Source organism: Pseudomonas extremorientalis (assembly GCF_001870465.1).
In the GTDB taxonomy this organism is placed as follows: domain Bacteria; phylum Pseudomonadota; class Gammaproteobacteria; order Pseudomonadales; family Pseudomonadaceae; genus Aquipseudomonas; species Aquipseudomonas extremorientalis.
In genome coordinates this window covers 14350-27706 of sequence record NZ_MDGK01000028.1, presented here as the reverse complement: position 1 = coordinate 27706, position 13357 = coordinate 14350, and the positions used below count along the sequence as shown (strand labels likewise).

Genomic DNA, 13357 nt, shown 5'->3' with positions numbered 1-13357 from the left:
CTCAGGAATGCAGGCCCATGCTTCGTCTCAGCGCGTTGTACCGTTACCCTTTGAAGTCCGGCAAGGCCGAGATATTGCAGCAGGTCGGCCTGGATAAGCTCGGGGTGGACGGGGATCGACGCTGGATGCTGGTGGATGAAGCCAGTGGGCGCTTCCTCACGCAACGCGCCGTGGCCAGGATGAGCCAATTGTCGGCATTGTGGAACAGCAAAGGCGGGCTCACCTTGAGTTCGCCCGGTTACCCGCCGCTGGATGTCGCACTGCCGGGCGGTAATGCCGAGTTGCGCGGCGTGACCATCTGGCGCGACACCCTGCGGGTGCCGGACGCGGGCGACGCGGCAGCGGCCTGGGTCAGTGACTTTATCGGCAAGCCGACGCGGCTGGTGCAGATCCCCCTCGAACGCGCCCGCACCACCGAAGCCGGTTATGGCAGGGACGATGATCAGGTCGCATTTGCCGATGGCTACCCGCTGCTGGTGATCGGCCAGGCTTCGCTGGACGACCTTTCGCAACGCATCGGCCGGCCTATGGAGATGCTGCGGTTTCGCCCCAACCTGGTGATCGAAGGCAGCGCCGCCTTCGCCGAAGATAACTGGAAGCGCCTGCGCATCGGCGATGTGGAATTCCGTGCGGTCAAGCCCTGCTCGCGCTGCATCCTCACCACCATCGACCCGCAGACCGGCGAACGCAGTGCCGACCGTGAACCCTTCGCGACGCTGGAGACCTATCGCAAGACTGAAAATGGCGCGATTTTCGGCCAGAACCTGGTCAACGATGGCATTGGCCGCCTGGAAGTCGGGATGCCGGTGACCATTCTCGAATAGTGTTCGACGCGAATAAAAATGCCCGTCTCTCAGGAAACGGGCATTTTTTGTTTCCGGGAAACCCTTAGCCGCGGTATTCGCACAGGTAAGCGGTGTCCACGGCGACCTTGAGTTGGAACTTGCTGTTGGCCGGCACGTTGAACTGGCTGCCGGCGGCGAAGGTTTCCCAGTCGCTGGCGTCAGGCAGCTTGACGGTCAGGGCGCCGGACACCACGTGCATGATTTCACGCTGGGCGGTGCCGAATTCGTATTCGCCCGGGGCCATGACGCCGATGGTCGCCGGACCTTCTGCGGTGCCGAAGGCGATCGACTTGACGGTGCCGTCGAAGTACTCGTTGACTTTGAACATGGGCGATTCCTCGGAAAAGGGTCTGGAAAGGTCGGCCAGTATGCCCAAGGGCAGGGAAGCTGCCTAGACCGGCAGAATCAGTGGCAGCAGGCGCGCGGTGTTGCGTGCATCTTCCAGCGCCCGATGCTGCTGGCCATGGAACTGCATCCCCGCCAATTGCAGGGCACCGTTGAGCCCCAGGGGCTTGTCCAGGCGCCGGGCCTTGGCGAAGCGCTGCTTGAGGTTCACATGGGGCGTGGTGGCGAGTGCGCTGGCCAGGCCATGGCGCTGCCATTCCAGCTCCAGCTGCCTGCGATCGTAATCGCCCCAACTGGCCCAGCCTTCCAGGCGCGCCTGGTGTTGGCCCAGCCAGCGCTCGAACAGCGGCCATACGTCGGTGATCGGCACCGCGCCGTCGATGTTGGCCTGGGTGATGTGGGTCAACTGACGGCAAAAAGGCGTCAGCAAGGGACGGCGCAGCGGCCGCACAAAACGCTGGAAGTGATCCAGCTCGCGGCCCTGGCGGTTGACCAGGCTTGCGCCGATCTCGATGACTTCCATCTCCGTCACGGGCCAGCCGCCTTCATCCGTTGTGGCTTCAAGGTCAATAATCAGCCAATGGGGCATCGCGCAGGTTCCCGTACTCTTCCCTTTCTGTTGGGGGTAGAGCGTAGCCCGGCCCTGTAGTTCCGCCTAGGGGCTAGACGATCTCGAGTAACACCTGACGATTGTGCACCTGATCACCGGCGCTCACCTGCACGCCTTTGATCACACCGTCGATGCCGGCAGTCAGCGGATGCTCCATTTTCATGGCTTCGAGCACCAGCAGCAGTTGGCCCTTGGTGACGCTGTCACCGGTGCTGACCCGCACATCGACGATGGCACCGTCCATCGGCGCCTTCACCGTGCCGCTGCTGGCATCGGCCTGGCGGCTGGCCACTTGCTGCGTGCGGTTGGTCACGCACAGGCCGGGCAACCACAGTTGGTCGCCGTCGAGGTGATAGGCCATGCGCCGGCGGATGCCGTTGAGCACCAGGGTGGCGTGGCGGCCGTCGGCGCTGAGCAGCAGGGGGGCGGTGCTGACGGTGTGGATTTCGCCATTGACCTCAAGCCGATAGGTGCAAGGGCTACTCGCGGTGTTGCGCCAGCCCGACAAACCGTGGGGATGTTGCTCGGCACTGTGGGTGTAGAACAGCGCAGCGGCCAGGGCTAGCTGTTCGCTCGATACAGGCTGGCGTGGGATCTCGCTGAAGTGCTCGGCGATAAACCCGGTGCTGAAATCGCCGTTGATAAACGCCGGATGCTTGAGCAAATCAGCCAACAGTTGCTGATTGGTGGCGACGCCCAGCAACAGCGTGTCTTCCACCGCCCGCAGCAGTTTGCGCCGCGCCTCTTCGCGGGTGGCGCCGTGGGCGATGAGTTTGCCCAGCATTGGGTCGTAGAACGGGCTGATACGTTGACCTTGTATCACGCCATGGTCGATGCGCACGCCGGTCGCCGGTTCCCAGCGCAGCACCTCGCCGGTTTGCGGCAGGAAACCCTGGGCCGGGTCTTCGGCGTACAGGCGCACTTCCATGGCATGGCCGCTCAGGGTCACGTCCGCCTGGGTCAGCGGCAGCGCCTGCCCGGCGGCGATCTGCAGTTGCCAATCCACCAGATCGAGGCCGGTGATCAGCTCGGTGACCGGGTGTTCCACCTGCAGGCGGGTGTTCATTTCCAGAAAGTAGAACCGGCCATTGCGGTCGAGCAGGAACTCTACGGTACCGGCGCCCACGTAATTCACCGCACGCCCGGCCTTCAATGCGGCTTCGCCCATGGCCTGGCGCAACTCGGGCGTCATGATGGGGCAGGGGGCTTCCTCGATGACTTTCTGGTGGCGGCGCTGGACCGAGCAGTCGCGTTCGCCGAGGTAGATCAAGTGGCCGTGGCTGTCGCCGAACAACTGGATCTCGACGTGGCGCGGCTCGATCAGCGCTTGCTCAAGAATCAGTTCATCGCTGCCAAAGGCATTTTTGGCTTCCGAGCGGGCGGTGTGCAGGTTGTCCAGCAGGGCTTCGGGTTGGTGCACCAGGCGCATGCCGCGACCGCCGCCGCCGGCGCTGGCCTTGATCATCAATGGGTAGCCGATGCGTTCAGCTTCCTGTTGCAGCGTGTTGTCGTCCTGGGCACTGCCCTGATAGCCGGCAATGCACGGCACGCCGGCGTCGAGCATGGCGAGTTTGGACAGGCGTTTGCTGCCCATCAGTTCGATGGCCTCGACGCTGGGCCCGATGAAGGTCAGGCCGGCGTGTTGGCAGGCGCGGGCGAAGCCGGGGTTTTCCGAGAGGAAACCGTAGCCGGGGTGGATCGCATCGGCGCCGGTGAGTCTGGCGGCGGCGAGGATCGCCTCGATATTGAGGTACGACTGTTGTACCGGGGCGGGGCCGATATTGACGGCTTCGTCGGCCATCTGCACATGCAGGGCCTGGGCGTCGGCATCGCTGTAGACGGCGACGGTGCGGTAGCCCAGGGCTTGGGCGGTGCGCTGGAGGCGGCAGGCGATTTCGCCGCGGTTGGCGATCAGGATTTTGTTGAAGGCGGGCATGGGTTTATCCCTTGGCTGATGGGGTGTTTGATCGGACCTCATCGGGGGCAAGCCCCCTCCCACAGTGTGGGAGAGGGCTTGCCCCCGATGGCGTTATTTGCACCACCGAGGCTTTCTTTTCTGCACAAACGCCTGCGTTCCTTCAAGCCCTTCGTCACTGCGCACCGCTTCGGCAAACCACTGCGCGCCCCGATCCAGCACCGCCTCCAGCGGCTCATCCACACTGGCCAGCAACAGCGCTTTAGTCCGCCCATTCGCCGCCGGCGCGCACGTGAGCACCTGCCCCAGCACCTCATCCAACCGCTGCGCCAACGCCTGCGGGTCGCGCTCGGTAAAGTGCACCACCCCCAGCCGCTCAGCCTCAAGCCCGTCAAACCGTGCCGCTGTCAGCGCCAGCCGCCGCGCCTGGGTCAGCCCGATGCGCTTGACCACGAACGGCGCAATCTGCGCGGGCAGCAAGCCCAGGCTGGTCTCCGGCAAGCCGAATTGCGCCTGGTGATCGGCGATGGCGATATCGCTCACGCACGCCAACCCAAATCCACCGCCCAGCACCGCGCCTTGCAGCACCACGATCACCACTTGCGACAGCGCTTGCACTTCCTGCAGCAAGGTGCCAAATGCGCGGTTCAGCGCCTGCAGTTGATGGCCTGCGGTGACCAGGTCCTTCACATCCGCCCCGGCGCAGAAATGTCCGCCCGCGCCGCTGATCACTACCGCGCGCGTCTGGATGTCCAACTGCGATAGCACCGTGCGCAATTCATTGACCATTTCCAGGCTCATCGCATTGCGGCAGTCGGGCCGGTTGAGGGTGATGTGCAGCACGCCGTTGTGGGGTTCGAGCAACAAGGTGTTCATGGCTTTTTCCCCGGCAAGGTGCCCATCAACTTGCAGATGATGCCCAGCATGATTTCGTCGGCGCCGCCGCCGATCGACACCAGCCGCACGTCGCGATAGGCGCGGGCCACGGGGTTGTCCCACATGAAGCCCATGCCGCCCCAGTATTGCAGGCAACTGTCGCTGACTTCGCGGCCCAGGCGCCCGGCCTTGAGCTTGGCCATGGACGCCAGGCGGGTCACGTCCTGGCCTCTGATGTACTGCTCGGTGGCCTGGTAGACCAGCGCGCGCAGGCATTCGATTTCGGTGGCGAGCTCAGCGAGGCGAAAGTGGATGACCTGGTTGTCGATCAGCGCCTTGCCGAAGGTCTGGCGCTGCTTGCAGTACTCGATGGTGCTGTCGATGCAATGCTCCAGGCCCTTGATCATATTGGCCGCGCCAAACAGGCGTTCTTCCTGGAACTGCAGCATCTGCATCATGAACCCCGCACCTTCGTGGCCGATGCGGTTGCGTTGCGGCACGCGCACGCCGTCGAAGAACACCTGGGCGGTCTCGGAGCTGTGCATGCCGAGCTTTTCCAGGGGCGGGCTGACGCTGATGCCGGGGGTGTTCATCGGCACCATGATCAGCGACTTGTTGATGTGCGGCTTGTCGTCGGAGGTATTGGCCAGCAGGCAAATGAAGTCGGCGCTGGGTGAGTTGGTGATCCACATCTTGCTGCCGTTGATCACGTAGTCGTCGCCGTCCTTGCGCGCATGGGTCTTCAACCCGGCCACATCGGAGCCGGCGCCGGTTTCCGAGACGCCGATGCAGCCGACCTGCTCGCCGCTGATGGCCGGGCGCAGGAATTCGTCGCGCAGTTCATCGCTGCCGAAGCGGGCAAGGGCGGGGGTGCACATATCGGTCTGCACGCCGATAGACATGGGGATACCGCCGCAACGGATGGTGCCGAACTCCTCGGCGGCGACAATGGAATAGCTATAGTCCAGGCCCATGCCGCCGAATTTCTCCGGCTTGGAAATGCCCAGCAGGCCGAGGTCGCCGGCCTTGCGGAAAATGTCGTGGATGGGAAAGCGCCCGGCCTTTTCCCATTCGTCCACATGGGGGTTGATCTCGCGGTCGACGAAGGCGCGGACGGTGCGGCGCAGTTCCTGGTGTTCCTGGGTGAAGATCATTTTTATTGTTCTCCTGATTAGAAACGCGCCACACCAAAGGTGTTGGGCTGCAATGGCCGCACCTCAGCCTCATGACAGATATCCAGCAGAAAACCGAGCAAGGTCCGTGTATCCCGAGGGTCAATCAGCCCGTCATCCCACAGGTTCGCGCTGCCGTAGAGCGCGGTGGACTGGCTGTCGAGCTTCTGTGCGGTGACCTGTTCCAGCATGTCCAGCACCTTGGGATCCGGCACCAGGCCATCCTTCATTTGCTTGGCCTCAGTGACAATTCGCAGGACTTTGCCCGCCTGGGCACCGCCCATCACTGCCGTGCGGCTGTTGGGCCAGGCGAAGATAAAGCGCGGGTCCAGGCCACGGCCGCACATCGCGTAGTTGCCCGCGCCGTAGGAGCCGCCGACCACAATGGTCAGTTTAGGCACCCGCGCGTTGGCCACGGCCTGGATCATCTTCGCACCGTGCTTGATCACGCCTTGTTGTTCCGACTCGGTGCCCACCATGAAACCGGTGGTGTTGTGCAGGAACAGCAGCGGTGTGCGGCTCTGGTCGCACAGTTGGATAAATTGCGCGGCCTTGCTCGCGCCCTTCGGTGTAATAGGACCGTTGTTGCCGATCACGCCCACGGCGCGGCCCTGGATGTGCACGTGGCCGCAGACGGTGTGGGCGTCGAATTCGCCCTTGAAGTCGAGAAAGCGCGAGCCGTCGGCCAGTCGCGCGAGGATTTCACGGACGTCGTAGGGCTTTTTCGGGTCGTCCGGGATCAGGCCCAGCAGCTCTTCGATGGGGTACAGCGGTTCTGCGTAGGCACGTTTCGGCGCCTGTGGAAGGCGATCATTCCACGGCAACAGGCTGACGATTTCGCGCGCGATGCGCACGCCGTCCGCATCGTTTTCCGCCAGGTACTCGGCGGTGCCGGCGGTTTGTGCGTGCATCTGGGCACCGCCCAGTTCTTCATCGGTCGCCACTTCGCCGGTCGCGGCTTTAAGCAGCGGCGGGCCGGCGAGGAACAGTTTGGCCCGACCGCGCACCACCACCACGTAATCCGACAGCCCCGGCTGATAGGCGCCGCCGGCCGTGGCCGAGCCATGCACCACGGTGATCTGCGGCAGGCCCATGGCCGACATGCGCGCCTGGTTGGCGAAGCTGCGCGCACCTTCGACGAATATCTCGGCGGCATAGTTGAGGTTGGCGCCGCCGCTTTCGGCGAGGGTCACCACCGGCAGTTTGTTCTCCAGGGCGATCTGTTGCAGGCGCAGGGATTTCTTCAGGCCGGTGGGGGAAATGGTGCCGCCCTTGATCGCGCTGTTATTGGCCACCACCAGCACGCGCACGCCGCTGACGTAGCCGATGCCGGCGATCAACCCGCCTCCGGCGGCGCTGCCGTCCTTGTCGTCGTGCAGCTTGTAGCCGGCCAGGCTGGCCAGTTCCAGGAACGGCGCGCCGGGGTCCAGCAGTAGGTTGAGGCGCTCGCGGGGCAGCAGTTGGCCGCGCTTGTCGAACTTGGGCTTGGCGTCCTGTGCCTTGCTCAACAGGGTGTCTTCCAACTGCCGCAGCTGGGCGATGGCGGCCAACATGGCCTCGCGGTTTTGCGCGAATGGGGCGCTGTGGGCGTCGATCAGGGATTCAATCACCGGCATGGTCTATTGCCCCGCCTTGAGCACATCGGGCAGGTAGGCGCGGTGGAAGCCATTGAAGGGTTCGCTCGGCGCCTGCGCCTTGTGCAACGGCCAGGCACGACTGCCCAGGCTGGCGGCACCGTCGATACGCAGTGTGCTGCCGCTGATAAAGGCAGCGGCCGGGCTGAGCAGGAACACGATGGCCGCGCTGACTTCCGATTCGGTGCCGATACGCTTGAGCGGCACATGTTCGCGCAGCGTGGGAATCACCGCCTTGAACGCGCCTTCGTAGGTGTCCATGCCGCTGGAGGCGATCCAGCCCGGCGCCACGGCGTTGACCCGGACGCCGGCATAGCCCCACTCGAAGGCGGCGGTCTTGGTGAAGTTGTCCATGCCCGAACGTGCTGCCCCCGAGTGACCCATGCCGGGCATGCCGCCCCACATGTCGGCGAGCATGTTGACGATGGCGCCGCCGTGCTTGCTCATGGATTGGTTGAACACTTCCCGCGCCATCAGGAAACCGCCGACCAGGTTGGTGCGCAGTACGGTTTCGAAACCTTTCTGGTTGATTGCGGCCAGTGGTGAGGGGTACTGGCCGCCTGCATTGTTGACCAGGCCATGGATAGCGCCGTGGTCATTCAGGACCTGGCCGACCAGTGCCTTCACCGCCTCTTCATCGCGAATATCGCAGGCCTGCCAATGGGCGAGGCCACCGTCTTCAGCGATTTCCGCCGCGACGTTCTGCAGCTTGTCCGGCTTGCGTCCCACCAGGATCACCTGGGCACCCAGCGCCGCCAATTCATGGGCGGTGCAGCGGCCAATGCCACTGCCGCCGCCGGTGACCATCACGGTTTGCCCCTGGAACAGGTCGGCTTTGAAGATCGAGTCGAAGGCCACGGCAATGCTCCTGTTAGGCGAGTTGATCGGCAATGTGTTGCGGCACGGCAATCGGGATCTCCAGCAGTTGCTGGGCGAAGGCTTTGCCCTGCGGGTCGATGCGCAGGCTGGCGATGCCACCGCCGCCCAGGGCGTTTTCCAGCAGGAAGTTGAGGCTGTGGCTGCCGGGCAGATACCAGCGCTCGACACGGCCGTGCACGGGGTCGAGCAGATGGCCCATCCAGTCGACGATCACCTGCGGGGTGAGTGCTTCGGCGATCCATGGCAGGTAATCGGGGTGGCGGGCGATCACGCCGATATTGCTGTGGTTGCCCTTGTCTCCGGAGCGCGCCACGGCCAGTTTCACCAACGGCACGCTGGCGTCGGCGCGGCCTTGGGGCTTGGGCGGATCGATGGACGCATCGGGCAGGCGCGGGGCGTCGGCAGGTGGCAGTGCGCAGGGGTGGCGTGCGCCCTGGAAGTCGATCACCCCGTCACAGGCCGTTTTATCGATCAGGAACGAAAACAGTCGGATCAACGGGTACACCGTCGGCCGCCCGCCGACGATGCCGGTCAGGCCCGGTGCCATGCCGGTCGCGGCCTGGGCAATCTCGCGGGCGAACAGCACCAGTGCTGGTTTGTTGGGGTGGCGCACCGCCAGTTTCACCACCACTTCGCGACAGTCCTGGCGCCTGGCGTGGGCGCCGTAGGTGGCTTCGCTGCCGAGCAGTTCGATATTCACTTCGGTGTAAGGTGCCCAGCCGCGCTGGCGGAACAGCTCCGAGGTCTTGTTGATGATCGCCTGGCTGACCCGCTCGGCCTTGGCGACCGCATCAATGCCGGCGATCAGGCAACTGGCGGTGCAGCGAAAACCGTCCGGGTAAGTGGCGCTGACCTTGTATTGATCGGTGGGCGGCAAGCCCTTGGCGCCGTGCAGGCGTACCTGGTGTTTGCCTTGCTGCTGCAATTTGACCTGGCTGAAGTCGCAGATCACATCGGGCAACAGGTAGGCATGCGGGTCGCCGATTTCATACAGCAGTTGCTCGGCGACGCTGAGTTCGCTGATCAGCCCGCCTGTGCCGTCGACCTTGTTGACAGTGAATTGGCCGTCGGCGCTGACGTCGACGATGGGAAAGCCGATGTGCTCGTAGTCCGGCACGTCGCGCCAATCGGTGAAGTTACCGCCGGTGCACTGCGCGCCGCATTCGATGATATGCCCGGCCAGTGCGGCCTGGGCGAGGCGGTCGTAATCCTGCCAGGACCAGTCGAATTCATGCACCAGCGCCGCGCTGACTACTGCGCTGTCCACCACGCGGCCGGTGATGACGATATCCGCGCCCAGCTTCAGCGCCTGGGTGATGCCCGGCGCGCCCAGGTAGGCGTTGGCGGACACGCACAGCGGCGGCAACGGCGCACCGTTGAACATGTCGGTGATGCCGTGCAGGTGTTTGAGCTGGGGTTGCAGGTCGTCGCCCAGCAGCACGGCGATTTTAAGGGGGATACCGGCCTTGTCGCAGGCGGCTTGCAGGGCGGCGGCGCAGGCCTGGGGGTTGATGCCACCGGCGTTGCTGATCACGCGAATGCCCTGGTGCTGGATATCCGCCAGCAGCGGCGTGAGCACGTCGACGAAATCCGTGGCGTAGCCGGCCTGGGGATCTTTCATCCGCGCACCGGCCAGGATCGACATCGTGACTTCCGCCAGGTAGTCGAACACCAGGTAATCCAGCTTGCCGCCTTGCACCAGTTGGGCGGCGGCGGTGCAGGTGTCGCCCCAGAAGGCGCTGGCACAGCCGATACGAACCGTCTTGCTCATGAGAAATCCTTCCTCGAATGGCTGGGGTCGAGACTACCAAGCAAGCGCTTGGTTTGTAAACTGCGGATACAAGTTTCAGCCAAGCGCTTGCTTGGGTGGCCGCCACGGCCTAAATTGCGGGCCAAGACGTCTGTGGAAGTAGAGGAGAGAGGCATGGATGAGCACAAAGCCCTGCGGGTCATGCGCACCATGGTCGATGGCGGCCAATTGACCGACCCCGACAGCGCCCGGGGCAAGCTGCTGCAAACCGCGGCCCATCTGTTTCGCAACAAGGGCTTCGAACGTACCACCGTGCGCGACCTGGCCAGCGCCGTGGGCATCCAGTCCGGCAGCATCTTTCATCACTTCAAGAGCAAGGACGAGATCCTGCGGGCAGTGATGGAAGAAACCATCCACTACAACACGGCGATGATGCGCGCTTCGCTGGAAGAGGCGAGCAACGTGCGCGAACGCGTGCTGGCGCTGATCCGCTGCGAATTGCAGTCGATCATGGGCGGCAGCGGCGAGGCCATGGCGGTGCTGGTGTACGAGTGGCGTTCGTTGTCGGCCGAAGGCCAGGCCCAGGTGCTGGCCCTGCGCGACGTGTACGAGGCGCTCTGGCTGCAAGTGCTGGGGGAGGCCAAGGACGCGGGCTACATTCGTGGTGATGTATTCATCACGCGGCGTTTCCTCACCGGCGCGCTGTCCTGGACCACCACCTGGTTTCGCGCCGAGGGCAGCCTGACACTTGAGCAGTTGGCCGAAGAGGCCCTGCTGATGGTTTTGAAGGCCGACTGAGGCGCAAGCTATTAATTTACCGCTGGAAAGTTGTCTCTCCAGACAAAAACGCCTAGCTTATCGCCATGAGCGTTTTTGAACGGTGTGTGCCTTGATGTTTTCGCCATGGCGGCTGGCTGCAGGACTTACCTTTTGGGCACTGGGCACCGCGTGGTGGATGCCAGCTTCGGCTGCGCAGTTGGTACGCATCGGCGCGGCGCATTTCCCACCCTACACCGTACGGCCGGAGCAGGGCGCCGACACCGGTTTGCTGCCGCAACTGGTCGAAGCCCTGAACGCCGCGCAAACCGATTACCAGTTTGTGTTGGTGCCCACCTCCATCCCCCGACGCTTTCGTGATTTCGAGCAGGGCCGTGTGGATATGGCGATCTTCGAAAATCCCGATTGGGGCTGGCAGAACATTCCCCACACCAGCGTCGACATGGGCCTGGAAGATGCGGAAATCTTCGTCGCCCAGCGTGAGCCCGGTCGTGACCAAAGTTATTTCGCCGACCTCAACGGCAAACGCCTGGCCGTGTTCAGCGGTTATCACTACGCCTTCGCCAACTTCAACCCCGACCCCAAGTACATGGCCGAGCACTTCAACGCCACGTTGACTTACTCCCATGACAGCAACCTGCTGATGGTCGCGCGCGGGCGTGCCGATATTGCCTTGGTGACGCGCTCGTACCTGAGTGATTTCATGGTGCGCAATGCGCAAATGGCGGGGCAGTTCCTGGTCTCGGAGCGCATTGACCAGGTCTATCACCACTTCGCACTGCTGCGCCCGAAGGCGCCGATCACGGGGGACGCGTTTGCCGCGTTGCTCAAGCGCTTGCGCGACGATGGCGAGATGCTGAAGATTTTCGAGCCGTATCGCATTGATGTGATGGCGGTGCCCTGAGGCACCACCGGTGCGGCATCACACCCTGCGCGCAAACGTATCGCTATGGCTGCCCGACACCTTGCGGCAGTGCACCAGCGCATCACGGATCATGAAGTTCACCAGGGTCGGCGACACGCCCAGCTCCTTGGCGATGTCCTTTTGCGGCACGCCGTGCAGGCGGTACATCTCGAACGCATAGCGGGTGCGCTGGGGCAACTCGGTCAGGGCGTCGGCGATGTTTTCCAGGGTGTTGAAATTGATGTGCGAGGTTTCCGGTGAAGCGCCGTGAATAACCACATTCAAGCCTTCCTCTTCCGTCCCGGAGTATTTGAGCTCCAGGGCCTGCTTGCGGTAGTGATCGATCGCCAGGTTGCGCACGATCTGGAACAGATAACTCAATTGAGCCTTGAACGAAGACGTGATTGTCGGCGCCGATTGCAGCCGGAAGTAGGCGTCCTGCACCACGTCCTCGGCGCGGGAGCGGCAGCCGGTAATGCGTGCCGCGATCTTCACCAGAATCAGCCGATTATCGACGAATGCCTGGAGAAGCGGTGAGTCGCACCTGCCTGTGGATACTTGTTCCGTCATGGAAATCACCTTACTGCCAATAGGTTAGGGGAGGGCGTCCGTGCCGGGGCCTCCTACACATCGGGCAACAAATTATGCTGAATGATAATGATTGTCAAATGAGAAGGCGAACTAATCTTATGCTTTCTCGTTTGGTGTGAACCACGTCTCGCCCATACCTGGCGACTAATTATTTGCCGGTGCCGTCCGTTCTTCTGGGTGACAGGTCCGTTAGTAAAACGACCAAGGAGGAGGACGACATGGGTTTCTATCGTGCAAGCGGCGTGTATCGGTCTGGAGTTGTCGCCTGATGAGTACGCCGACTCGACTGCGCCTGTTCTGCCTGCCTTATTCGGGCGCCAGTGCCATGGTTTATGCGCGTTGGCGCCGGGCCCTGCCTGAGTGGTTGCAGGTCTGCCCGCTGGAATTGCCCGGCCGTGGCATGCGCATGGACGAGCCGTTGCAACGCGATATCAAGGCCTTGGCTGCGCAGCTCGCCGATGAAATCAGCTGCGACTTGAACGGCCCCTATGCCCTGTTCGGCCACAGCCTTGGTGGTCTGCTCGCCTTTGAGCTGGCGCACGCCTTGAACGCTCGCGGTGTGCCCGCGCCGCTCGCCTTGTTCGCCTCCGGCACAGCCGGGCCAGCCCGGCGTGATGTCAGCGAATACGCCATCGAAAAGACCGACGAACAACTGATCGCCCGCCTGCGCGAACTGCAAGGCACCACCGAAGAAGCCCTGGCCAACCCCGAATTGATGCAGTTGATGCTGCCGATCCTGCGCGCCGATTTCCTGCTGTGCGGCAGTTTCACCTACGGCGAACGTGCACCGCTGGGCATGCCGATCCATGTGTTCGGCGGCAAGCAGGACAGTGTGCGCGCCGACCAGTTGCTCGACTGGCAACTTGACGCCGCCAGCGGCTTTTCCCTGGACATGTTCGACGGTCACCACTTCTTCCTCGTGCAACACGAAAGCGCGGTGCTGCGTTGCGTGCGGCGCTACGCCGACGAACACCTGGCCCGCTGGCGCAATGGCGCGGCGCGGCCACTCGCCGTCGGCTGAACAAACCCCCGAATTCTTGAATTTCCCGTAAGCCGATT

13 protein-coding genes are annotated in these 13357 nt (G+C 63.3%); 4 read left to right on the top strand and 9 right to left on the bottom strand.

Going from position 1 to position 13357, the window contains the following annotated elements:
- The first annotated feature begins 17 nt into the window (after positions 1–17).
- Entirely contained in the window at positions 18–824 is an 807-nt protein-coding gene (locus tag BFN10_RS11485) for an MOSC domain-containing protein (RefSeq protein ID WP_071489798.1), read from the top strand.
- 64 nt (positions 825–888) lie between these two features.
- Here the strand turns inward: BFN10_RS11485 and ppnP are convergent, their stop codons facing one another.
- The 8 genes from ppnP to BFN10_RS11445 all read right to left on the bottom strand — a co-directional run bounded on the left by ppnP (position 889) and on the right by BFN10_RS11445 (position 10047).
- Positions 889–1173: a pyrimidine/purine nucleoside phosphorylase gene (gene ppnP, locus BFN10_RS11480; RefSeq protein WP_058424671.1), complete on the bottom strand. Its 285-nt coding sequence runs from the start codon at positions 1171–1173 to the stop codon at positions 889–891.
- Between the two features lie 63 nt (positions 1174–1236).
- Positions 1237–1779: a 3'-5' exonuclease gene (locus BFN10_RS11475; RefSeq protein ID WP_071489797.1), complete on the bottom strand. Its 543-nt coding sequence runs from the start codon at positions 1777–1779 to the stop codon at positions 1237–1239.
- A 73-nt stretch (positions 1780–1852) separates the two neighbouring features.
- Positions 1853–3736, bottom strand: a complete 1884-nt coding sequence (locus BFN10_RS11470) for an acetyl-CoA carboxylase biotin carboxylase subunit (protein ID WP_071489796.1) — start codon at positions 3734–3736, stop codon at positions 1853–1855.
- 93 nt (positions 3737–3829) lie between these two features.
- Positions 3830–4591 (bottom strand): enoyl-CoA hydratase/isomerase family protein, encoded by a 762-nt coding sequence (locus BFN10_RS11465; RefSeq protein ID WP_071489795.1) that lies wholly within the window; start codon positions 4589–4591, stop codon positions 3830–3832.
- Complete coding sequence (gene atuD / locus BFN10_RS11460) at positions 4588–5745, bottom strand: citronellyl-CoA dehydrogenase (protein WP_071489794.1); 1158 nt, start codon at positions 5743–5745, stop codon at positions 4588–4590. Before atuD ends, BFN10_RS11465 begins: the two co-directional genes overlap by 4 nt.
- A 17-nt stretch (positions 5746–5762) precedes the next feature.
- Positions 5763–7379, bottom strand: coding sequence for a geranyl-CoA carboxylase subunit beta (gene atuC / locus BFN10_RS11455; protein ID WP_071489793.1), 1617 nt, complete (start codon positions 7377–7379; stop codon positions 5763–5765).
- Between the two features lie 3 nt (positions 7380–7382).
- Positions 7383–8255 carry an SDR family oxidoreductase gene (locus BFN10_RS11450; RefSeq protein WP_071489792.1) on the bottom strand — a complete coding sequence of 291 codons (873 nt, stop codon included), beginning with the start codon at positions 8253–8255 and terminating at the stop codon, positions 7383–7385.
- A 13-nt stretch (positions 8256–8268) separates the two neighbouring features.
- Positions 8269–10047 carry an acyclic terpene utilization AtuA family protein gene (locus BFN10_RS11445; RefSeq protein WP_071489791.1) on the bottom strand — a complete coding sequence of 593 codons (1779 nt, stop codon included), beginning with the start codon at positions 10045–10047 and terminating at the stop codon, positions 8269–8271.
- Between the two features lie 153 nt (positions 10048–10200).
- Between BFN10_RS11445 and BFN10_RS11440 the strand changes: the two genes are divergently transcribed.
- A complete protein-coding gene (locus BFN10_RS11440; protein ID WP_071489790.1) occupies positions 10201–10824 on the top strand; it encodes a TetR/AcrR family transcriptional regulator in 624 nt (207 codons plus the stop codon).
- A gap of 94 nt (positions 10825–10918) precedes the next feature.
- Positions 10919–11707 (top strand): substrate-binding periplasmic protein, encoded by a 789-nt coding sequence (locus BFN10_RS11435; protein ID WP_071489789.1) that lies wholly within the window; start codon positions 10919–10921, stop codon positions 11705–11707.
- 18 nt (positions 11708–11725) lie between these two features.
- On the opposite strand, the gene BFN10_RS11430 is transcribed toward BFN10_RS11435, so the two are convergent.
- Entirely contained in the window at positions 11726–12277 is a 552-nt protein-coding gene (locus tag BFN10_RS11430; RefSeq protein ID WP_005789991.1) for an RNA polymerase factor sigma-70, read from the bottom strand.
- Between the two features lie 289 nt (positions 12278–12566).
- On the opposite strand from BFN10_RS11430, the gene BFN10_RS11425 reads away from it, so the two are divergent.
- Positions 12567–13319, top strand: a complete 753-nt coding sequence (locus tag BFN10_RS11425) for a thioesterase II family protein (protein ID WP_071489788.1) — start codon at positions 12567–12569, stop codon at positions 13317–13319.
- Positions 13320–13357 lie beyond the last annotated feature (38 nt).

Coding starts and splice junctions, on each gene's coding strand:
- BFN10_RS11485 (WP_071489798.1), top strand. CDS start 18: ATGCTTCGTCTCAGCGCGTTGTACCGTTACCCTTTGAAGTCCGGCAAG.
- ppnP (WP_058424671.1), bottom strand. CDS start 1,173: ATGTTCAAAGTCAACGAGTACTTCGACGGCACCGTCAAGTCGATCGCC.
- BFN10_RS11475 (WP_071489797.1), bottom strand. CDS start 1,779: ATGCCCCATTGGCTGATTATTGACCTTGAAGCCACAACGGATGAAGGC.
- BFN10_RS11470 (WP_071489796.1), bottom strand. CDS start 3,736: ATGCCCGCCTTCAACAAAATCCTGATCGCCAACCGCGGCGAAATCGCC.
- BFN10_RS11465 (WP_071489795.1), bottom strand. CDS start 4,591: ATGAACACCTTGTTGCTCGAACCCCACAACGGCGTGCTGCACATCACC.
- atuD (WP_071489794.1), bottom strand. CDS start 5,745: ATGATCTTCACCCAGGAACACCAGGAACTGCGCCGCACCGTCCGCGCC.
- atuC (WP_071489793.1), bottom strand. CDS start 7,379: ATGCCGGTGATTGAATCCCTGATCGACGCCCACAGCGCCCCATTCGCG.
- BFN10_RS11445 (WP_071489791.1), bottom strand. CDS start 10,047: ATGAGCAAGACGGTTCGTATCGGCTGTGCCAGCGCCTTCTGGGGCGAC.
- BFN10_RS11440 (WP_071489790.1), top strand. CDS start 10,201: ATGGATGAGCACAAAGCCCTGCGGGTCATGCGCACCATGGTCGATGGC.
- BFN10_RS11435 (WP_071489789.1), top strand. CDS start 10,919: ATGTTTTCGCCATGGCGGCTGGCTGCAGGACTTACCTTTTGGGCACTG.
- BFN10_RS11430 (WP_005789991.1), bottom strand. CDS start 12,277: ATGACGGAACAAGTATCCACAGGCAGGTGCGACTCACCGCTTCTCCAG.
- BFN10_RS11425 (WP_071489788.1), top strand. CDS start 12,567: ATGAGTACGCCGACTCGACTGCGCCTGTTCTGCCTGCCTTATTCGGGC.